The sequence below is a fragment of the Halorubrum laminariae genome, from assembly GCF_024494655.1.
Lineage (GTDB): Archaea > Halobacteriota > Halobacteria > Halobacteriales > Haloferacaceae > Halorubrum > Halorubrum laminariae.
Genome location: NZ_JANHDL010000014.1, coordinates 1 through 18,661 on the forward strand (window position 1 = coordinate 1; position 18,661 = coordinate 18,661).

The 18,661-nt window shown below is 59.2% G+C and carries 25 protein-coding genes and 1 pseudogene; 21 read left to right on the forward strand and 5 right to left on the reverse strand.

Going from position 1 to position 18,661, the window contains the following annotated elements:
- Nucleotides 1-83: 83 nt before the first annotated feature.
- Nucleotides 84-1,682 carry a HEPN domain-containing protein gene (locus tag NO887_RS16115; protein WP_256419234.1) on the reverse strand — a complete coding sequence of 533 codons (1,599 nt, stop codon included), beginning with the start codon at nt 1,680-1,682 and terminating at the stop codon, nt 84-86.
- A 440-nt stretch (nt 1,683-2,122) separates the two neighbouring features.
- Here NO887_RS16115 and NO887_RS16120 point away from each other — a divergent pair, with 440 nt between their 5' ends.
- Nucleotides 2,123-3,019, forward strand: coding sequence for a DNA-binding protein (locus tag NO887_RS16120; RefSeq protein WP_256419235.1), 897 nt, complete (start codon nt 2,123-2,125; stop codon nt 3,017-3,019).
- Between the two features lie 259 nt (nt 3,020-3,278).
- Here the strand turns inward: NO887_RS16120 and NO887_RS16125 are convergent, their stop codons facing one another.
- Nucleotides 3,279-3,674 (reverse strand): hypothetical protein, encoded by a 396-nt coding sequence (locus NO887_RS16125; protein ID WP_256419236.1) that lies wholly within the window; start codon nt 3,672-3,674, stop codon nt 3,279-3,281.
- 208 nt (nt 3,675-3,882) lie between these two features.
- Here NO887_RS16125 and NO887_RS16130 point away from each other — a divergent pair, with 208 nt between their 5' ends.
- The 4 genes from NO887_RS16130 (at nt 3,883) to NO887_RS16145 (ending at nt 6,053) form a co-directional block, all read left to right on the forward strand.
- Nucleotides 3,883-4,665, forward strand: a complete 783-nt coding sequence (locus NO887_RS16130; RefSeq protein ID WP_256419237.1) for a helix-turn-helix transcriptional regulator — start codon at nt 3,883-3,885, stop codon at nt 4,663-4,665.
- A gap of 104 nt (nt 4,666-4,769) precedes the next feature.
- Nucleotides 4,770-5,438, forward strand: a complete 669-nt coding sequence (locus NO887_RS16135; protein WP_256419238.1) for a hypothetical protein — start codon at nt 4,770-4,772, stop codon at nt 5,436-5,438.
- Nucleotides 5,439-5,612: 174 nt separating this feature from the next.
- Complete coding sequence (locus NO887_RS16140; protein WP_256419239.1) at nt 5,613-5,846, forward strand: DUF2178 domain-containing protein; 234 nt, start codon at nt 5,613-5,615, stop codon at nt 5,844-5,846.
- 3 nt (nt 5,847-5,849) lie between these two features.
- On the forward strand, nt 5,850-6,053 hold the full coding sequence (locus tag NO887_RS16145) for a helix-turn-helix transcriptional regulator (RefSeq protein ID WP_256419240.1): 204 nt from the start codon (nt 5,850-5,852) through the stop codon (nt 6,051-6,053).
- A gap of 105 nt (nt 6,054-6,158) precedes the next feature.
- Here the strand turns inward: NO887_RS16145 and NO887_RS16150 are convergent, their stop codons facing one another.
- Both NO887_RS16150 and NO887_RS16155 read right to left on the reverse strand, forming a co-directional pair.
- Entirely contained in the window at nt 6,159-6,476 is a 318-nt protein-coding gene (locus tag NO887_RS16150; RefSeq protein ID WP_256419241.1) for a DUF7521 family protein, read from the reverse strand.
- Nucleotides 6,473-6,826: an ArsR/SmtB family transcription factor gene (locus tag NO887_RS16155; RefSeq protein ID WP_256419242.1), complete on the reverse strand. Its 354-nt coding sequence runs from the start codon at nt 6,824-6,826 to the stop codon at nt 6,473-6,475. The genes NO887_RS16150 and NO887_RS16155 overlap by 4 nt, the downstream gene beginning before the upstream one ends.
- A 98-nt stretch (nt 6,827-6,924) precedes the next feature.
- Between NO887_RS16155 and NO887_RS16160 the strand changes: the two genes are divergently transcribed.
- The 14 genes and pseudogenes from NO887_RS16160 to NO887_RS16225 all read left to right on the forward strand — a co-directional run bounded on the left by NO887_RS16160 (nt 6,925) and on the right by NO887_RS16225 (nt 16,932).
- The gene (locus NO887_RS16160) at nt 6,925-7,113 is read left to right on the forward strand and encodes a hypothetical protein (RefSeq protein ID WP_256419243.1); all 189 of its coding nucleotides are present in this window, start codon (nt 6,925-6,927) and stop codon (nt 7,111-7,113) included.
- Between the two features lie 118 nt (nt 7,114-7,231).
- Nucleotides 7,232-7,471: a hypothetical protein gene (locus tag NO887_RS16165; protein ID WP_256419244.1), complete on the forward strand. Its 240-nt coding sequence runs from the start codon at nt 7,232-7,234 to the stop codon at nt 7,469-7,471.
- A 32-nt stretch (nt 7,472-7,503) separates the two neighbouring features.
- Nucleotides 7,504-9,147 carry a hypothetical protein gene (locus NO887_RS16170; protein ID WP_256419245.1) on the forward strand — a complete coding sequence of 548 codons (1,644 nt, stop codon included), beginning with the start codon at nt 7,504-7,506 and terminating at the stop codon, nt 9,145-9,147.
- A gap of 66 nt (nt 9,148-9,213) precedes the next feature.
- Nucleotides 9,214-10,005: an ABC transporter ATP-binding protein gene (locus tag NO887_RS16175; protein ID WP_256419246.1), complete on the forward strand. Its 792-nt coding sequence runs from the start codon at nt 9,214-9,216 to the stop codon at nt 10,003-10,005.
- Between the two features lie 119 nt (nt 10,006-10,124).
- Entirely contained in the window at nt 10,125-10,802 is a 678-nt protein-coding gene (locus NO887_RS16180) for a helix-turn-helix domain-containing protein (protein WP_256419247.1), read from the forward strand.
- A gap of 348 nt (nt 10,803-11,150) precedes the next feature.
- Nucleotides 11,151-12,077, forward strand: coding sequence for a transcription initiation factor IIB (locus NO887_RS16185; protein WP_256419248.1), 927 nt, complete (start codon nt 11,151-11,153; stop codon nt 12,075-12,077).
- A gap of 175 nt (nt 12,078-12,252) precedes the next feature.
- Nucleotides 12,253-12,882, forward strand: coding sequence for a DUF7437 domain-containing protein (locus NO887_RS16190; protein ID WP_256419249.1), 630 nt, complete (start codon nt 12,253-12,255; stop codon nt 12,880-12,882).
- The gene (locus NO887_RS16195; RefSeq protein ID WP_256419250.1) at nt 12,875-13,426 is read left to right on the forward strand and encodes a PIN domain-containing protein; all 552 of its coding nucleotides are present in this window, start codon (nt 12,875-12,877) and stop codon (nt 13,424-13,426) included. Before NO887_RS16190 ends, NO887_RS16195 begins: the two co-directional genes overlap by 8 nt.
- A 191-nt stretch (nt 13,427-13,617) precedes the next feature.
- Nucleotides 13,618-14,493, forward strand: coding sequence for a biosurfactant protein 1 (locus NO887_RS16200; protein WP_256419251.1), 876 nt, complete (start codon nt 13,618-13,620; stop codon nt 14,491-14,493).
- A 285-nt stretch (nt 14,494-14,778) separates the two neighbouring features.
- Nucleotides 14,779-14,967 carry a DUF8012 family protein gene (locus tag NO887_RS16205; RefSeq protein ID WP_256419252.1) on the forward strand — a complete coding sequence of 63 codons (189 nt, stop codon included), beginning with the start codon at nt 14,779-14,781 and terminating at the stop codon, nt 14,965-14,967.
- 92 nt (nt 14,968-15,059) lie between these two features.
- Entirely contained in the window at nt 15,060-15,440 is a 381-nt protein-coding gene (locus NO887_RS16210) for a hypothetical protein (RefSeq protein ID WP_256419253.1), read from the forward strand.
- A gap of 85 nt (nt 15,441-15,525) precedes the next feature.
- Complete coding sequence (locus tag NO887_RS16215; protein WP_256419254.1) at nt 15,526-15,963, forward strand: DUF8025 family protein; 438 nt, start codon at nt 15,526-15,528, stop codon at nt 15,961-15,963.
- Nucleotides 15,964-16,071: 108 nt separating this feature from the next.
- Nucleotides 16,072-16,563 carry a DUF7995 family protein gene (locus NO887_RS16220; RefSeq protein WP_256419255.1) on the forward strand — a complete coding sequence of 164 codons (492 nt, stop codon included), beginning with the start codon at nt 16,072-16,074 and terminating at the stop codon, nt 16,561-16,563.
- Between the two features lie 3 nt (nt 16,564-16,566).
- Nucleotides 16,567-16,932: pseudogene (locus NO887_RS16225) on the forward strand (DUF7568 family protein).
- 23 nt (nt 16,933-16,955) lie between these two features.
- Here the strand turns inward: NO887_RS16225 and NO887_RS16230 are convergent.
- The gene (locus NO887_RS16230) at nt 16,956-17,078 is read right to left on the reverse strand and encodes a hypothetical protein (RefSeq protein WP_256419256.1); all 123 of its coding nucleotides are present in this window, start codon (nt 17,076-17,078) and stop codon (nt 16,956-16,958) included.
- 271 nt (nt 17,079-17,349) lie between these two features.
- On the opposite strand from NO887_RS16230, the gene NO887_RS16235 reads away from it, so the two are divergent.
- Together NO887_RS16235 and NO887_RS16240 are read left to right on the forward strand one after the other, a co-directional pair.
- A complete protein-coding gene (locus NO887_RS16235) occupies nt 17,350-17,937 on the forward strand; it encodes a DUF7437 domain-containing protein (protein WP_256419257.1) in 588 nt (195 codons plus the stop codon).
- 5 nt (nt 17,938-17,942) lie between these two features.
- Entirely contained in the window at nt 17,943-18,476 is a 534-nt protein-coding gene (locus NO887_RS16240; protein ID WP_256419258.1) for a PIN domain-containing protein, read from the forward strand.
- Nucleotides 18,477-18,661: the final 185 nt, after the last annotated feature.

The window sequence follows — 18,661 nt, forward strand, 5'->3', positions numbered from 1 at the left end:
GAACCGGTGAGCGCGTTGACGAGAAAGTTAAGAAGCTGGTCTTCGTGGATTTCATCGTCTGCTTGGTGGTGTTTGGACACACTTCAACAAGCAGACCTCTCAACTAACAGGCTTTGCGAGGTACTGATGTTAGGCCTTGGACCGCGAACACGTGATCGCTCTCTTATGGGGTCTGTATCTTCGCCAAGTGGATATACCGGAGAGCGATCGATCACCATAAGGTCCGAATCATCGTTACCAACACCGAAAACAGGAATATAAAATCCGAGAGGATCCAAGAACTCAGCTCCCTCTAACTCATTCTCATGACGAGCCCAATCTAGCAGGATTTTTTGCAGTCCCTCCGGTTCGTATTCTTTTGCTTCAATAACCTCCTCTAGAATCTCGATCTGGTCAAATAGTTCAGATCTTTTTTGTTTGAGATTCCCGGCATCGACGCCAACATTGTCTAAGTAAAACTCGAAGTCCTTTGTATCCCAGTCATCGAATTTTTCGATGTAGAGATCAATAAGATGATCTAGAACAGATTTCAGCCTGTTCTGATCTTCTTTATCGATCGAGACATCCGGGCCCTCATGCACCAATTTGTTACGCTTTTTTCTAGCACGCTGAAGCCTAAACTGGAATAACTGAGGGTTTTCATGTTCTAAGGGCGCCGCTGCACGTTGAATCACCGTTTTCATATCATCATCTTCATCAGCTAGCGTGAGTTGCTCGGCGCATCGCCAATACTCTAGAAATGAATCCTCGCGGCTGGGTTCTGAGATGGCGGTTTGGAAGGTTCTAACAGCATTTACAAATGTTTCTTCAATGTCATTATACGGTTGTTCCGGCTCTGGGAATTCGTCGAGATATCGGTCGAACTGAGATCGGCGGATGCTATGAACAGAGAACTTATCTCTTGGTGTGAAATCCTCGCTGTAGTAGAATTGCGTGTACTCATCTCCCTCAAAAACGAAATAAATGAAAGGAAGTTTAAGATCACTCCAGCCAGAAGGCCAAAACGAATTATCTATGCTTATTCCCTCTGTGGTACCTGAGTGAGCAGCGAAATTTAACTTGCCTAGGAGATACTCAAGGACTATCTCCAATTGGTCGATGGCAAAGTTTTGATCGCGTGCTTCGATATTGAACTTCCAATAGGTATAATTTCGGCGGAACTCATTCGGAGACTCAGCCATAAAACTCGAAAGTGGATCGTCACTCGGACGTTGGTGCTTCTCTTCTTCCGCTTCCTCGGCCACTTCTTCGAATTGAGAAATCCACTCCCGACGAGGTACTCGTTCGATTCGATAGCCTAGCGCGGTCAGTTCCTCCCGTTTTCTCCCGGGTGAGAAGTTAAGATTTAGAGGAAATGCAATTGTGTAGTCTTCGCTCTTGATAGCACGAATTTGCTGCTTGAACTCTTCGAAATTTTCGGGAAAGTATTCACCTGGATCAGCTTTGGGCTTAAGCCCGTCCAAGAATTCACGAAGTTCGCTCTGGGTGTGGTTTGAGGAAATATTGTACTCAATCAGGTCTTCCTCTATTCGTTCTACTAGAATAGGCATCAACTGTTCAAAACGTCGAACGTTTTCTGATCCAGAAATCTTGGCCGAATCACTTTCTTCATCAAAACACTCGACAATTAAGTCCACAAGTTCAGCTATGTCAAGATCTGGACTATCCCAAGCGACGCTCATTCTTCAGAGATAGTTACGTCTGACAGAACTTCAACCCCCTCGGTGTGCGATACGGCCCGCCCCGCTCGCCGCTGCCGCCCTCCGCGTCGCTCGCGACCGACCATTCCGGGCGTGCGGGCGCTCTCCGCACCGCCCGCGCCCGTTCCGGGCTAAAGTGAATCTGGTCTCGACGCCAGCGGGTAAGCGCGAGGGGTTGCGCGGCGTAGCTGCTCACCCCCCACGCTTTCTCCGCTGGCCGCTCGCTCCGGGCGGGTCGGCGCGCGGTGCTGGTTGGGTGGCCTCCCTGAGGTGCGCTCTCGCTCGCGCCCGGTAGGGCGCTCGCGAAGGCGCGAGCGAGAGCGCACAGATGGGTCTGTCGGGTTGTCATCGAGGAAATCCGCGATGTTGGAGCATCGCGGTGTCGGGCGCGTGAGCGCCTTCAAGGGTACAAGTGAGTACCAATGTCTAGTACTAACTCCAGTCGCAAGGTCGTTACGGTCGATGAACAGGCGTTCGAACAAGCGGAAGACGAGGCAGTCGATGAAGAGGGCTTCCCGGTCGTCGACGAGACACCCGAGTTCGAGGCGACGGTCGAAGAGGAAACGCAGGCGAAAGTGGATGCGAACCACCCGGACGGGATCGCGGACACGAGCGAAGACCGAATTCACGGTGTGACCCTCGAACAGGAGGAGCGCATTCAGGCGCGGGAAGCCGAACTGGAGCACATCAGTGCTCAGGCGGAACTGGGGACGCAGGACGGTCGAGAACAACGGACGCGAGATATCGCGGCGAAACGGAGCGCTGAGCGGCGTGTGGAGTTCCAGAAGCGGGCGGCGAGCGTGAATCCGATAGCGGACCCGGAGCGGGCTGATCCCCGTGCAGAGCTCGAACAGGAACAGTTGGCGGCTGTGAACGAACAGTCGATGCGGTTGGCCGAGCAGCTGGATGGCTGGTCGCGAGCAGCGATTGGCCGGCGGCTGGGTGAAGCCGTCGTCGGTGGGAAAGACCTGACGAGTGCGGTCGTCGGGGTGTTCGAGAAGCTGCAGACGGCACCTGGGACGGTGATTCCCATCGGGAAGATCGAGGATGTCAATCGCAAAGAGGTGAGCATCGAAGGTCGGGTCGAGGTGCTCTGGGATAGTGACTCACCAGCCATCGCGCAAGTCGGGCTGATCGCGGACGACAGTGGAAAAACGAAGGTGACGATCTGGGAGAAGTCGGATGCGCCGTGGATTGAGGAAGGCGAGCAGGTGCGTATTCACAAGGTAGCCCGGAACTGGTACGAGGGACGCGTCTCACTGGCCGTGACCGGGTGGAGCACCGTTATGTTCCCAGAACGCGGCCGCTGGTGGGAATAGCCGGGGCGACGCGCCCCTTTTTTTGCTACGTGCCGAACCGACCCAGGCCCCGCCGCCCCCACCCTCCGCTCCGTGCTCGCTCCGTGAGACTCGCATTTGCTCGTCTCACATGCCCTCGTTCGCGATGCTCACGAGGACTTCGCTGCGCGCGCAGCCACAACCATTCCGGAAATACACGCAGTATCTGTACTAACTGATTTGCGCAAAATCAGGCATCGGTAGTGGTACCTAACACCTGCAAACCGCGACCTGTTCCGGCTCACCTGCACCGCTGCCAGGCGGCAAGTACCGCAAGATTCCCGAGGTACGTGACGGAGAAGGCGCCGACTGGAGCCACCCACGAGATATCGATGAGCGCCGTCCCCGCGAGATACAGTGCGGTGAATTCGACTGCCGCGACCGCACAGGCAGCGAGTACCCACGCGACTGCCTTCGACGTCTGGTCGTAGTGGGGCCAGTAGTCGTCGTAGGCCGATGGAACACCGACTGCCAACGTCATCAACAGGAAGAAACTCCCCGCGAACGCATCACCGTCAACGGCCGATTGGAACCCATACGTCGTCGGAATAGCGACGATAATCGCCGCGAGAATCGCCACCTGGCGCTGTGCCGTGGCCCAGCTTCGAATCGTGACCACTGTACTCGTTTCTGACATTGCGAGGAAGTACGGTCGGCGGTGTGTTACCGTCTTCGCTCGGAACACTGCCCACGAATTGGGAGAACTCTCGAATCACGAACTCGAACCGCAATCCGCGTCTCGGCCATCGCCTACTCTTCTGAGCGCTCTCAGTCGGCGTCTTCGCCCCAACAGCGCAGGTCGAAACAACACCATTCATTTTCGTACTCCCCAAGAACGGTACCATATGACGGACTTCGACGAGCGATTTCGGCGTGTCCTCGAACGGCGGTACGGGACACTCTCCCGTCTCGCTGACGCGCCAGCTACGAAACCAGAACTGGTCAATGAGTTAGAACGCTCCCGGTCAACTGTCGACCGTGCGATCGACGACCTGACCGACATCGATTGTGTTACAGCCGAGAACGGACAGTACCGCGCCACGACAACCGGCCGGCTCGCGCTCCGTGAGCAGACACACTACCGAGAGGCGGCCCACGCCGTACAGGAAACGACTGACCTCGTCAATCACTTGCCAGCGGACACCGCACTCGATGTGCGTCTCCTCGACGGTGCGACGGTCACGATGGCCGCCGACCACGCCCCCGACCAGGCGCTCGTGCCGACTATCGATATCTTCGAGCAAGCAACACGTCTTCGCGGCCTCGCTCCGGTCGTCCTGAATCTCTACCCGGATCTCATCTCGAAGCGACTCGCGGAGAGTGACCTCACGGTCGAGATCGTCGCCGAGTCGGACGTTCTTTCCACGTTACCTGACATCCCGAGCCTGAGCGACGAATCACTGTCCGACATGGACGACCTCACACTCCACGAATCGGACGGTGCGCTTCCGTACGCACTCTGGCTGATGGACACCCCCGACGAATCGTACGCAGGCATCACGGTGTACGAGACCGGTGGCGTCGCCGGTGTCCTCGTCAACGACGCTGATAGCGCGGTTCAATGGGCACAGGCACAGTACGAGCACTACCGTGAGAACGCCCGACCGGTATCTGTGCCGGACATGTAGCGCAGAGGCAACCGGCTTCGCGACTGGCGGTGAATTCACCACCCGTCGAAAACTGCACGATGCGTGCTGTTATACGACGCTACCCCAACCGTCGAACGTAGCAGATGGTCTCCCGCATCGCATTACTGTCCGAGAACGAGATTCTCCGAACTGTCGTCGGCACAGCTGCCGTACTTGTCGTACTCGTGCGGTTCACGGAGATGACGCTCCGGACAGTGGTCCCGATAGCGTTCATATTCACGGCGGTGATGGCACACGACGCTCTCGACGAGGGTACGGCCTCCCCGGGGGGGACGAACTGGCTCTTCTACGGGGGTTCGCTCGTCATTGCAGGCATCTATCTGGCTGTCGTCGACCTTACTCCGTGGGTCGGTGGGCTCTTGGCCCTCGCCGGGCTCTGGTTCGTCTTCGATGGCGCGACAACGATTCGATACGGAGCGTCCGAGACCACGCACGAGTACGTGTCCGACTTCGACGACGAGTTGGGTGAAACGATGCTTCGAATGCAGACGCTGAACGGCGTGTATCAAGCGCTCAAAAACGCCCCGGAACCACAGACCACCGAGGAACTTGCGACCGAGCTTGACCTCACCGAATCACGCGTCGAACGTGCGCTTGGGTTTCTGGAAAGCGACGGGCGTATTGAGCAAACAGCAAATCAGTATCGTGCAGACGCTTCCCGATGGGGACGGCTAACTCCCATCGTCGAGTTCTTCGTCTGGCTCCCGCGCCGGGCCCTCCGCCCGTTTCGCCGGGTCGCCGCTACTGTGTAGAGAGATTCGACGGATATTGTAGAAGTGCCCACAGTATTGAGTAAACTGACTTCACCGGTGAACCGTTCGATAAGAACGGTTGCGAATTGACCGCTATGGTTGAGGTAATGTCAAGTTCTTCAGAGCCAGTTAGTGGAAAGTCTTATTAACATTGAGTAAATATACTTTTACACGATGTCAGACCTGCCCTTTATCGGGAGAGAAGATGAACGGTCACAGAAAATTGGTGGCCGTGCCGCGATGTTGGCTTATACAGCCCTTTCAGCACTCCTTTTAGCGATTATCGTTATGCACATTATTGAGAACGGATTCACAAACCTTGGAGCCATCCGTCTCGAAATCGCAGGGTTCGTTCTCGGGTGGATAGTCTACTTTGGGGCGGGACTGTACTATACTCGGAAGATGTGACCGATGGAGAACGACCTCAAAGTGCGACGAGCGAGACACGAATTGACACAGAGTGACCTCGCGGAGGCCGTTGATGTGTCTCGGCAGACGATTGGCGCAATTGAAGCAGGCCGCTATAATCCAAGTCTCGAACTTGCCTTCCACCTTGCGGAATACTTCGACTGCTCTATTGAGGATATCTTTGAAGCGCCTACGACCGAGGGATAGTCTCCAACTGTAATACTTGTCTTTTTGCTGACAATTCTGCAGATAGTCGCAGAGGCTATCGCGGAACTGTTCTATGTCCCCTCGAAACTCTAACCGAGTACCCCGTTACGAGTTGCGCTGTAAATAGGGCATCCGCAAGCCGTACAGAATACATAGAAGACCGACAATCTGGCTGATCTCCCCCAGCATTCCGTAGACGAATGGACCGACGAGCGGGACGAGATACGGGCCGGCGACGAGGAGTACCGGCGTCCAGAAGACGAGGAAGAACCCAACGGCGATGAACAGCATCGGTCGTTGTCGGCTCTGCCAGTACCCACGCAGCGCGAGATAGCCCACCGCAAGCCCGAGAAGCGTCGACGTGACCGTGAGGACGAACGCGATCTGGGACTGGAGACTCGGACTCAACTGGAGCGGGATCATCGGTCACGCACCTCGTCGACGAACTGTGTGAAGCGAGCGGCCATCCGCTCACGAAGTGAGAGAGTAAGGGTGAATCCGTCCGACGTCAATGCGATGACGACGCGGTCGAGCGTCGCAGTGTATACCTTGTAGTGATGGCCGTCGTCGTCTAGTTCGAGCTCTTCGGTGATCATGTCGTATTCGATCAGATCCTCCAGTCGCCGGTAGACGGTCTGTGGCGAGACGTCACAGGCGTCGCTCAGTTCGTCTGCAGACATCGGTTCCGTCGTCGTTTCGATGAGAATCTGCTGGGTGGTCTCGTCGGCCAGCAGTGCACCGATATCACGGACGTCCTCATCCACTCGTTCCATGCAATCTTCCCCAGCTAGCAGGATAAACGGGAATCCACAGTTCCACGTCTTGGAGTCGTACAGTTTCTGTTTATACCGTGGGCTGGTAGTCGTTTCGTATGCTCCCCAAACGCGATACTTCGACGATCGGCACCATACTCGGCCTCATCGTGGTCGTCATCGCCGTCGGTGGCTCCGTTCTCTTCGACTGGGAATGGGGTGCATTTCCCAACCAGCCAGTTCCCCTCGCCATCGGCGCGATCGCAGCGATTGCCGCAGTACTCATCACGATTCGACGGAATACGTAATGTTTCCGATGTCTTCGGCGGCGGAGTATCCCGAACTCCCGGATGGCGGTGAATTCACCGCGGCGCGAATGAGTGGCCAAGCCATGCTGTTATACGAACACGCTACCAACCAGCGGACGTGCCCGCTGGCAAATGGCTCTCCAAGGATCGCACTATCGTCGATCCACAGCGATTTATCTCACTGGTTGTGTTGGCACTCATCGTCATCGCGCTCGACCTCGCCGGGATCGACGTACTGGTGGGGGTCGACACGGTCTCCGATGCGGTCGCCCCCTTCCTCGGCATCACCGTCGGTGGCTATCTCGGTCTGACGCTCTCGGACGTCGTCTGGAACCGGCTTTTTGCATCGGGAGACTGAGGAGTAGATACGTAGCTACTAGGTGAGTCGTCGTGAATAGGAAATCGTTGCTCCGACACAGCCGCCAGATCGCCCGAATCGAGGCCACGCGGAGCCGACGGCAACTCGCGCACTCGTCGGTCCTTCGGGCGCTCGTCGTCCTCGTCGTCGTCGGACTCGCAATCGGCAGCGGTATCGCCGCGTACGGCTTCGGAACGATGGTTCGATCCGGGCAGGCGACGCTCCCGCTCGATACGCTGTATCTGGTTGCAACGGGTGGGGTTCTCGCGGTGCTCGTCGGAATCGTCCAGCGGACGTCACGGCTCGCTGAACGCCTCAACACCGACCATCTCCTGACGACGGTGTCGGCGCGTGCGGTCGTTCTCGGCGTGGTGCTGGCCGTCGCCAGACGGACTGCCGTCCGAATCGCTCCCACCGCGGTCAGTGTGACGGTTGGCTTTGCCGTTGGAGTCGGATCCCCGGTGACTGTCCTTACGCTCCTCGTCGCTGTCGCTGGGCTGTTCGCGCTCACTGCACTCGTCGGGGTCTGTCTCAGTTTCGCCATCGAACTCCTCACGACGCGTTCACCGCGATTCCGCCGGTACAAGAACGTCTTCGTCGTGATTGGGTTCTTTCTGGTCATCGTCGGCTGGTCGACAGTCGGCGGAGACCTCCTGACGGGTGGCGTCCTGGGACGGCTGGGGTCCGCGATGCCCCCAGCGTGGTTCGTCGACCTCGGACTACTGGGGTCGCCAGCGGGACCGGAAGGCTGGCTCCGTGGGCTCGGTGCGCTCGCGCTGGTCGTCACCGGACTCCCCGTGCTGACTGTCGTGACCACCGTACTGGCGACCCGCGTCTGGGAGACGGAGCCGGTCAGTGCCGCAGTCTTGCACCGCTCGCGGTCGCTCGTCGGTGCTGGACTCGCGGAGCGACTGTTCGCCGGCCACGTCTCACGGCCCGTGTTAACAGTCGCTCGGAAACGGTGGCTCCAGGAACGGCGCGTCCCGCAGGCGCTCCTGATGGTGGGCTACCTTCCCTTGATCGTGTTGTTCGTCCTCTTTCCGGCGCTCGCGGCCGGTGGTGCATTGCTCGCCCCGATACTGTTCGCATTTCTCTTTGCTACCGGTACTGGATTCGCGTTCGGGATGCAGCCGATCTCGACCGAGTATTCCTCGCTCCCGATGACGCTCACGACAATCACGGGCGACCAGTTCGTCCGCGGAACGATGCTCTCCGGGGTAGCCATCGGAACGCCGGTCACCACTCTCGGGACGCTCCTACTGGCAACCCAAGCAGGTTCCCCAGTAGGCAACCTCGAAGCGGTGGCGCTGGGCCTCACCGGTGGCGTCCTCAGCATCTGTGGCGTCGCCGTCGCCGCCGTGATCGGAATGCGTGTCTCGTCCCGCGAGCTGGTGCCGGCCCCGGTCCCGCTCACGAGTGTGACGATGTACGCGGAGGTCGGGAGCGCGGGATTCCTCAGAATGGGCTCCCTGCTGGGGCTACTGGCACTCGTCTGTCTGCCGGCAGTTTGTGGCTATCTCCCGGTCGTGTTCGAGTCCGGGTCGACGATGGTCGGCGTCCCTTCGGTCGTCGTTCGCGTCGGCTCACTCGTCGTGACGACCCTCCTCGCTGGCGGCATCTCGATCATCACGTATCAGCGGGCAGTACGACGATTCGATCAGTATACGCTATCGTGATCACGCGAACGAATACACAACTATACAACGAACTTCCCAGGCGAAATCACCACTCCGACACAGCCAATGAACGACTCACTCTCGATCAGCACGGACGGGCTCACGAAACAGTACGGGGACACCACGGCCGTTTCGGACCTCAACCTCGACATCCCTCGCGGGTCGATTTACGGGTTTCTTGGGCCGAACGGTGCCGGCAAGACCACCACGATCCAGATGCTGACGGCGCTTACGCAACCAACCAACGGGACGGGAGCAATCGTGGGGCAGCCGATTACTGACCGAACGGCCGTTATTCCACATATCGGCTATCTCCCCGAATCACCGCCAATCTACGACGAGCTCACTGCCCGCGAACAGCTCGAATACCACGGCGGTCTCCGTGACATGGAACCGACCGATATCAAGAGCCGAATCGAGGAGTTACTCGACCGCTTCGACCTCGCCGCTGACGCCGATAGCCGGATCTCGACGTACTCGAAGGGGATGAAACAGAAGACCGGCCTGATTCAGGCACTGATGCACGACCCCGACGTGGTCATCCTCGACGAACCGACCAGCGGGCTCGACCCGCGAGCCGCCCGGACAGTACGCGATACGATCACCGAACTGGCTGCTGGCGACACGACGGTCTTCCTCTCGACGCACATCCTCCCCGTGGTGGCGGACCTCGCGACCGAAGTCGGCATCCTCTACGAGGGTGAACTGGTCGCGGAAGGCCCACCCGAGGAACTCACCGACCGACTCGAAACCGGTGGAGACAGCACGCTCGAAGATGTCTTCCTCGACGTCACGACCGAGGACGCCTACGAAACCAACGAATCCGCACCCGATACCGGGATGCGGCAGTCTGAGTGACGCAATCCACCCGCTCCAATTCATGCTCACTGCGGAACGTTCGATGGGCGAGAACTCTCCCGGTTAGTGAGAACGTGTTCGACCAGTACCCTATTGGGACTCCTGACTGTTATGCACGTATGGTCTCCAGTATCGGTCGTACCGCCCGTGAACAGCTCACGGGCCGATACGTGCTCGCGGTCGTCGCGTTTCTCGCCCTCGTCTACGGCGTCACCCAGAACATCGGGACAGTTTTCGCCATCGCTCTCGGCCTCGCGTTCGTGGAGACCATCTCGATTCTCAGAGAGACGCCCACCGTCGATAGTCGCTGGGTGGGCGTTGGCCTCGGCGCGTTCATCACGATCGCCAGTCTTGGATGGCTCAGCTGGGAACTCACCGCTGCCGCCGGAACGGGCGGCCCGGCATGGTTTCCGGCGCTGACTGCGCTCATCGGTGTCTGGTTCCTCTTCGATGCCCGTGCGGACTTCGCCGAGGAGACGGACAGCGACTCGCCCGACGACATGACCGCCAGCGAGGTGATGCTGGTGATGAACCACGCGCACCTCGTCGTCGAGGAACTGAAACAGGAACCGAAGACCGTCGCCGAGCTCGCCGATGCGTGCGATTTGACTGAATCACGCGTCCGTGAGGCGCTCGATGTCGGTACCGACGACGGCATGATCTATCGAGTCAATGCCGGCACGGGCGATGATGCCAAACGGTACGCCCTCGACGAGTCGAAAGTCGGTGGCCTCGCGTTTGTCCGCTCGAACGGAAAACGCATTCTGCGACGACTGGCACGCCCGTTCCGGCGCTAATTCATGGTGGACAGCGATTCGTATTGATGATCGCTGGAGTCGGATCGAATTCCTAGAGCGCGGCCGCTGGTGGGAATAGCCGGGGCGGAGCCCCCTTTTTTGCTGGTGTGTACGCAGTCACCGCCACCTCCCACCACCTCCACGGTCCGGGCTGCTCACGGCGCTGCGCGCCGTTCGCCGTCGGACTGCGTCCGAAGAGGCCTCGTTCGCTCCGCTCACGAGACCGCTGCCGGGCTTTCGCCACTGCAACCCACCGGTGTCGGCACCGTCCCGCTGGGTGTTTGTTTGCCCCTTAACGGGTGAGGGCATTCCGAGAGACGCGATTTGCGTTGTCCCTCGTGAGCTATCATGGCAACCAGAGACATCTACGAGACGACGTTCGACGAAAACGTCCAGACCGAGAGTGACGCGAACCAATGTCCCGAGTGCGATGGCCGGGTCACCACCAATGCGGTTGAAACCGTCTGCGAGGACTGTGGGCTCGTCGTCGACGAGCATCAAATCGACCACGGGCCAGAGTGGCGAAGCTTCGACAAAGACGAGCGAGAACGCACGGGCGCGCCGTTGACGCCGACGCGGCACGACCGGGGGCTATCGACGGAGATCGGGCGCGGGGCCGACGCGAATGGCAACGAACTCTCCGGACAGAAGCGACGGCGGCTGACTCGGATGCGGCGTGAACAATCTCGTGGGCGGTTCCAGTCGAAAGCAGAGCGCAACCTCGCACACGGGCTCAGTGAAGTCCGCCGGATCGTAAGCAGGCTCGAGCTGTCCGAGTCGATCCGTGACCAGGCCTGTCAGCTCTTCCGCAGTGCTCAAACCGAGGACCTCCTCCGCGGGCGGTCCATCGAAGCGATGGCTGCGGCGAGCGTCTACGGCGCGTGTCGGTGCAACGGGCTGTCGCGAACGCTCGAGGGCGTCACTGATCCAGCGCGCGTCGAGCAGTCGCGGGTGATGAACGCGTACAAAACGCTGAATACGGAGCTTGGCCTGCCGGCCCAGCCCGTGACGCCGAGTGCGTTCGTTCCGCGGTTGGCCTCGGAGCTCGATGTCTCCGATCAGATCCGGCAGCGGGCCCGGCAGTTGGCGGACGCATCCGAATCGACCGAGGCAACGACGGGGGTTCAGCCGTCCGGGTTCGCCGCAGCCTGTCTGTACAAGGCAGGCCACGAACGAGGCCAGTTGCTCACCCAGTCGGACGTCGCCGACGTTGCGGACGTCTCGATGGTCACCGTGCGGACCCACTGCGACGCGCTGGACGAACTGGCTGTGTAACGCCCACGCTGTTGATTTTCGGCTGTCTGTAAAGGATGTCATAGAACGCTTTCAACGAAGTTGATTTCATCTATCTATACAGTGAACACGCTGATAAGTAGGTCTGCCTGCACACCGAATCATCGTCTTGAACTACACCCCAAACTCTTAGTACATAGTTCGCGTACTATAGACTATGTCGGACGCACCAGCCTCTGTTCAGCCACCGGATGCGGGACACACTGCCCACCGGTTTTTCGTCATCCAGGAATTACTCGGTACCCCCGAACTCGCCCGCTTCTACACGGACCTCCTCATCAACTCCCCGACGACGATTACCGCGGCCCGTGAGCGTCAGGACTTCTCGAAGAGTACCGCGTACAAGTACGCCAACATGCTGGCGGAGTTGGGCGTCGCGGAGGAACTGGACGAATACGAGGACGGTTCAGCGCTCTGGCGTGCCGACCCAGTGAGCGGCGATTGGACCGATGAGATCACCCTCGAATTCGGGCCTGCCATCATCGCCGTCTACGGCGCAACCAGCGTTGACGACGACCTCGGACTCTACGTTGATCGCCACGGGAAGGCGGCGCTTGCACCGGCGGTGATGGCCACGATTGCCTACCTAGAGGGTGAGACGACCCGTCGCGGTGTTGCCGACGACCTCGGCGTCCCCGCTGTCGAGGCCATCGCGGTGACGCAAGCGATCGAGCGGGTCCTTGCCGTCGTGAAGAACTTCGACCCGACGCTCAGCGACGTGGCCTTCGAGGTGGACGTTCACGAGCGGGCACTCGAACAGGGACCATACCAGCGCGCCGATGAGTGAAGCTCATCCGTCGCCGTTTCCAACGGCTCTGGTTCTCGATACGAGCTTCCTCCGAACCATCGGAGGAACTGAGAGTGATGCCTATCAGACCTTCATTCAGTACGTCAAAGCAGAGGGCGTCCACCTCTATCTGACTCCGGGTGTCGTCGAAGAGGTTTCGGAGCAACAGGGATACATCAGCATTGACTGGGTTGACCGTGCCGAGACGACGGAGTGGATTACGCTCCTTGACGCTGTCCAGCCGGGCGTCCGTGTTCACGACGGGCCGCGTGCCGGGGAGGTCATGGATCGTGTTCACGAACGACTGGCGGAGTTCGAGCAGACAGACCCGGATGAATTGCGGAAGACCGATTCAGAACTCCCAGCAGCTGCCGTACTGCTCCTTGGGTCAACCGCGCATGAGTCTGTGGGGATTCTCATCGACGACCGGAACGCTGAACGAGCGATATCCGGAGTGATCACCAACACGTACTACGACGGTCGCATCCGCGTACTCAGTATCTGGGACGGTGTCGAGTACATGGAACACTATCAGTACGACTGAGGCATATATTCGGGTATCTCGCCCTCGAAGGACTACCGTCCGTACTCGGCTTAGAGCTTGTACTTATCGTTCGTCGGAGAATCGCGGAGAAGGTATGCGAATCGTTCTACGACACCCTCTGTCTGTATGATAGTTGATGCGAGAGCTATTGTTTATACCTGAAGACGAAGCATGCTACGGCCAGACCATTCATGACCAACCAGTACGACGACTACGAGGCCCTCCGTCCGCTCGGCGAAGCGACCCACGTTCCCGACGACCAACTCGACAGTAGTGGCAAGCCCCGGCGGCAGCGATCTGATGGCGTCGACGCGGGCTATCCAGACGACCCGATAGCGGCTTCCCCCGAGTGCGAGTCCTGTGGAGCATCGATTCCCACGGGGCAGTCAAAATGTCGATTCTACCTGATAAATCATCTCTGTGACGACGTCACTGGGACGGACGAGTTAATGAAGACGGCGCTCCTCGGCGTCGTCCACCTTGTCGTCGAGTCGGCCACGTTCTACGGCGCCGTCGCGAAGGGCGGGGCTGCCGCGAACCTCCTCACCTCGAACAACGCGGAGCTGGCCGTCGACGACTACACCCTGATCTACGACCTCGACGAACCCCCTGCGCGGCAGCTGGTCGATAAATGGCCCTCGCTTCCCGATGCGGTACAGTGTGACTCAGCGGAGGGTGAGCAGCTGCTCGCAGCTGCCCGTGACCGGACAGGGTGGCACGGGCAAGGAGCGGTTGAACACCAGCAGCAAGCACCCACACGGCTCTACGACCATCGTGGGAACGGCATCCGTGATGAGTCGTACCTCAAGGAGATCGTCGACGACGCCGACGACGAGGCGTGGCTAGTTCCAGCGATCGCGCTCACCGCGACAGCAGGCGAGCGTGACTCGGACAGCCGCCCGTCGTCGATACCGACAACGGCGCGTCTCGACTGTCAGGACTGCGGCCGAGCGACCGACCACCAGTTCGAGTCCCACGAATCGATCCCTGACGAGACGTGGACGGGACAGCCGATCTGGAAGTGCCAAGTGTGTGGAGCGGCTCGCTACGGGCCCGCCCCCGAGTAGCGCAGCAACCTAACAAGTTAACCAACACAGACCGGGCATCTTCGAGGTTTGTTGGTTAACGCACTACGCTCTTGTGTAGAAACGTGGAATGAGATCGTTTGCTTATACCGACCACCGACTCAAGTGAGTGGATTGAGACTTAGATCGCCGGAAGGCGGAAGGAACTCAAAATGTCAAATCGTCTTTCCGCAGCTCTACACAAGAGCGACGCACTACCCGCCGTTGAGACCGGCAAGATTGACAGAATGAGGTCTATCTGCGCCGGCGAGCCGTGAGGCGCTTCCGATGGAGAAACAGTTCAAACAGGGCTACCGGATGCATTGCGTGCTCAGTAACCTCAATCGATTGGATATCGACCGACTGGACGATGCAGATCAGGAACGAGTCGAGACAGCGAGAGACCTCCTGGAAGAGGTGAGTCTCCTCACTCGACCGGCCAACGGTGACAGGGCAGACGCCCAAGCAGACTCCTAACCGACGTCTCCGTCCCCGGTCACAGGGGCACTCCTGAACGTGTTTTTTCGCCCCCGAAAGGGGGTGCGGGGGATACCCCGTGAGGTCCAGACATGGCGACACTACAAGCGGCGACAACGTCGACTGGCGCGATCGTATCGGATCCGCAGGCAGTTCGTGAGCTCTGCGAGACCTACTGCTTCGGGACGCTCAACTGGGAGGTCACCGAAGAGGGCGAGCTCACCATCTGGGGACACGACGACTTCGAGGTGTACGAAGCCAGGGAGAACGGCCTCCCCGACTACGACGGCGGAATCGTGACCCACGAGTTCCTGCGAGAAGTCGCCGACCACCTTGAGGTCGACGAGGAACTCGATATTCAGACGGCCGGGTTCACGAAATGCCGCTTCCCAGTCCTGGCGAAGCGGTACGTCGTTCGCGACGGCGAGGTTCTGCACGCGGACCTCAGCAGCCTCGAGCCGATCGACGAGTAGCTACTGGCCAACCCGCCGCGTGTGTCTAGAAGAGTATATCGGGGGCTGAAGGGCTGAGCCCCCTCGCGGGGGCGGTCGTGAAACTATGTCCGAACAAACTACCGACGACCCGTTCGAAGACTGTGAGCTAGGCCCCGAGGCGATCCTCGGAACACGAACCTACGAAGATGTCCTGTTCACCGATGAGACGGAGACACCCGTGAACGTCTTGACCGGTGAGACACCCGAGCATTCGCAAGCCACCGTCGACGAAGCTCAAGCCTTCGCATCGAGTATCGACACCGACACGCCACAGATCGCCCTGTCGGCATCGGTCGAAACACAGATCGAGACCGCAAGCAAACCGTACACGGCAGCCGCATTCTTCCACTTCAAGGCGACAGGATCGCTCAAACGCCACCGCGCCTACCACGCCGCCGAAGAGTCGGATGGGTTCGTGGTTTCGTTCGAGGCGAACTATACAACCGGGGACCTGACGATCACCGTCGAGGAAGTGAATGAATCGGAGCGAGACGACGGCTAGCGAGTGCTGCTTCCGGCGGCGTTTATCGAGCGCCGGCGATGGGTGCCGGCGCACCCAGGAGTGAGGCAGGGTACAGTCAGGGGCGTCGGCAGCCCAAGGTGAGACCCAATGCACATGGTCATTTACACGCTCGTAGAGGCATCGACAGAAGACGACGCACTCGCCACCGGAAAGACGGTGTTCGATCGACTCGTCGGCGCCGTGCCACACGCCAGCGCCGTCTTCGACTACTACGTCGCGTTCGATGAAGAAGGGACATCGGTCGCCGGCTCGGCCCGATGGGGTGACCTGCCGGTCGCGGCACCTGTGGACTCCGATGAAGGCGGTGAGCTGCTCGAACGCGGGTGGGAGGCGACCGAGGAGGAGTTCCAGCGGAATCTCGACCGGGTGAAGGAGGCGCTCGACGACCTCAGCGATGAAGCGATCATGCGCGACGAGGATCTCGCCCGCCACGCCTTCCACCAGGTCGGCGCGTACGACGGCCCTTCCGTGTTCCTGTACGACGAACACGCGAGCGGGATTCGCCATCGCGGCCAGCTGGACCGAATCCTCGACGAGAGCGAGGAGCTCTGGATCGTGCCCGCCGACGTCCACTTCTAGCAGATGTCCCGTATCATCAACTAGCGACGCGAGAGCCGCACTCCGGCGCTTGCTTTCCGGAATACCGAGACTGGAGCCCGAGCCGTCCTACATCGAGCGCCGGACTCCTACCGGTACAAATGGCGTGGCGCAATCCTCGTCGACGGCTATCCGGTATGGTCGCGTGGATACGAGACGAAGGACGCGAAAGCGTTCAGGAACGTTCTCCGCGACCAACCTGCTCCCGAGATGAGTTGTCCGGAGTGTCTGGACGGCGACGTGGTAGTCGGTGGTAAATCGGCTGACGGTGTGAAGGTCCGGCGCTGGTTCGAGTGTCGAAACTGTGGATACGAAGCGTCCTCAAAGATCGTGTACGGCGCCGAGCGCTGACGGACATACCCGTCTTTACCGTGTTAAAATTCGGTCTCGAATTCGTCTTCGTCAGGCAGCATCTCAAGTGCCTCCTCAGCAGAAACAGCTTCAGGAGACCCATTACCGTCTTCGTCTCCGGCTTCTTCGGCTGTGGGAGCGGACATACAAAACCAGACACAGTGTAGTCTGATAAACCTTTACCGGCAGTACAGCACCAAGTAACATCCCTGACGACGAAATTCCTGAAAAGTGCGTGCACCATTCGCAACCAGATCTGGACGCACGGCATCGCGACGACCGAGGCCGAAATTCCACTTGAGAAATACGGCTGCTACACCGTGCCCCGGACTCGTACAGATATCACTAGAGTCCCGTCCTCTACCGTGACCTCATACCATCGATAGAGTTTTTAGGATTCCGCGAAAATTGAAATACATGGCAGAATCCGCCATCTCACATTCACACCCCCTTGATACGATGCTGGCCGTCTCCGACGTGATTCGGAACGACCGGCTCGCCCAGCTCTATAGCCGTGTCCTCGAACACGACTCTCCAACTGTCGAGGAACTGGCCGAGGGCATCGAGAGCTCGACGACAACCGTCTACGAGGATGTCAAGCATCTCGTGGAGATCGGCCTTCTGGAGCGTGTCACGGAGACGCAGCCTCACCGCTATCGAGCAAGTCGCGTCGATATGACGATCCAGGCCGGCGGGGAGACCTTCCAGATCACTCCGACACTTCTGGTCGCCCTCGCCGAACACCAGTCGAACGAGAATCTCAGCCTCTACATCGACCGCCACGGTGTCAGCGGACTCGCAACGGCGATCGAATACGCTCGAGCGTACACGCAGTCGAAAATGAACGCCCGGATTATGGCCCGTGAACAGGATATCCCTGTTCTCGAAGCGGAAACCATCCTCCAAGAACTCCAGGAGATCATTCTGGAGACTGAGCCCGATACCGCTACGAGCCTCGACATCGAGGAGCTTGATGCTGCCGTCGATGAACGCCTGGACGAGTAGTAACCGTGTCAGCGCACCACTTCCCGTCTGTCGAGAGCCATATCATCGACGCGAACCTCTTCATCCGGTTCGAGCGCCACGACACCGTCGACCTGCTTGAGCGGGCTGTCACCGAGCAGAATGTCGTCCTCCTCCTGCCCACACGAGTATACGACGAACTCACGCCCGAATCCTATCCCCACGGGACTCCTCCAATAGAGGATGCAATCGAAGCTGGCTGGGTACAGCTGCTTGAGGAGGTTGACTATTCTAATCCGGTCGTTTCAGCGACGATGGATATGGTTCGCCAGTATATTGCTGCCGCCACCGACCGTCCCGAGCACACGATAGAGCAAGCAGATGCGGAAGTTGGTGGGGCGGCAGCAACACTCCTCGAACAGGGAGGGACAGACTCGATCGCCATCTACACGAATGACTTACCGGCGTTCCGCGGGATTGAACGAGCCCTCTCACAGCACGGCTACGAAGACCCGGTTCAGCTCGTCAAGGCCTTCGACTTCGTCACGTCTGTCGAAAATCGGTATCAGTTCTCTGGATAATCTCTTCCCCTATACCTCAGTACCTCACAAAGCATCCTCGGCTAGCTGTTTCTGAAACCTGAGTTCTGTGACGGAGCGGTTGTACTGGCGGTCTCGACGAGAGAATCTTGGGCGAACCGACCGAGAGCTGTCGCTGTCGGCGGCGGCTGCCGCCGACGCGACGGCGTTGCCACTCACGTTGAGGC

Coding starts and splice junctions, on each gene's coding strand:
- NO887_RS16125 (WP_256419236.1), bottom strand. CDS start 3,674: ATGTCAGAAACGAGTACAGTGGTCACGATTCGAAGCTGGGCCACGGCA.
- NO887_RS16135 (WP_256419238.1), top strand. CDS start 4,770: ATGGTCTCCCGCATCGCATTACTGTCCGAGAACGAGATTCTCCGAACT.
- NO887_RS16185 (WP_256419248.1), top strand. CDS start 11,151: ATGGCAACCAGAGACATCTACGAGACGACGTTCGACGAAAACGTCCAG.
- NO887_RS16115 (WP_256419234.1), bottom strand. CDS start 1,682: ATGAGCGTCGCTTGGGATAGTCCAGATCTTGACATAGCTGAACTTGTG.
- NO887_RS16220 (WP_256419255.1), top strand. CDS start 16,072: ATGCACATGGTCATTTACACGCTCGTAGAGGCATCGACAGAAGACGAC.
- NO887_RS16155 (WP_256419242.1), bottom strand. CDS start 6,826: ATGGAACGAGTGGATGAGGACGTCCGTGATATCGGTGCACTGCTGGCC.
- NO887_RS16200 (WP_256419251.1), top strand. CDS start 13,618: ATGACCAACCAGTACGACGACTACGAGGCCCTCCGTCCGCTCGGCGAA.
- NO887_RS16195 (WP_256419250.1), top strand. CDS start 12,875: ATGAGTGAAGCTCATCCGTCGCCGTTTCCAACGGCTCTGGTTCTCGAT.
- NO887_RS16145 (WP_256419240.1), top strand. CDS start 5,850: ATGGAGAACGACCTCAAAGTGCGACGAGCGAGACACGAATTGACACAG.
- NO887_RS16215 (WP_256419254.1), top strand. CDS start 15,526: ATGTCCGAACAAACTACCGACGACCCGTTCGAAGACTGTGAGCTAGGC.
- NO887_RS16205 (WP_256419252.1), top strand. CDS start 14,779: ATGGAGAAACAGTTCAAACAGGGCTACCGGATGCATTGCGTGCTCAGT.
- NO887_RS16130 (WP_256419237.1), top strand. CDS start 3,883: ATGACGGACTTCGACGAGCGATTTCGGCGTGTCCTCGAACGGCGGTAC.
- NO887_RS16235 (WP_256419257.1), top strand. CDS start 17,350: ATGGCAGAATCCGCCATCTCACATTCACACCCCCTTGATACGATGCTG.
- NO887_RS16175 (WP_256419246.1), top strand. CDS start 9,214: ATGAACGACTCACTCTCGATCAGCACGGACGGGCTCACGAAACAGTAC.
- NO887_RS16190 (WP_256419249.1), top strand. CDS start 12,253: ATGTCGGACGCACCAGCCTCTGTTCAGCCACCGGATGCGGGACACACT.
- NO887_RS16180 (WP_256419247.1), top strand. CDS start 10,125: ATGGTCTCCAGTATCGGTCGTACCGCCCGTGAACAGCTCACGGGCCGA.
- NO887_RS16230 (WP_256419256.1), bottom strand. CDS start 17,078: ATGTCCGCTCCCACAGCCGAAGAAGCCGGAGACGAAGACGGTAATGGG.
- NO887_RS16150 (WP_256419241.1), bottom strand. CDS start 6,476: ATGATCCCGCTCCAGTTGAGTCCGAGTCTCCAGTCCCAGATCGCGTTC.
- NO887_RS16160 (WP_256419243.1), top strand. CDS start 6,925: ATGCTCCCCAAACGCGATACTTCGACGATCGGCACCATACTCGGCCTC.
- NO887_RS16120 (WP_256419235.1), top strand. CDS start 2,123: ATGTCTAGTACTAACTCCAGTCGCAAGGTCGTTACGGTCGATGAACAG.
- NO887_RS16140 (WP_256419239.1), top strand. CDS start 5,613: ATGTCAGACCTGCCCTTTATCGGGAGAGAAGATGAACGGTCACAGAAA.
- NO887_RS16210 (WP_256419253.1), top strand. CDS start 15,060: ATGGCGACACTACAAGCGGCGACAACGTCGACTGGCGCGATCGTATCG.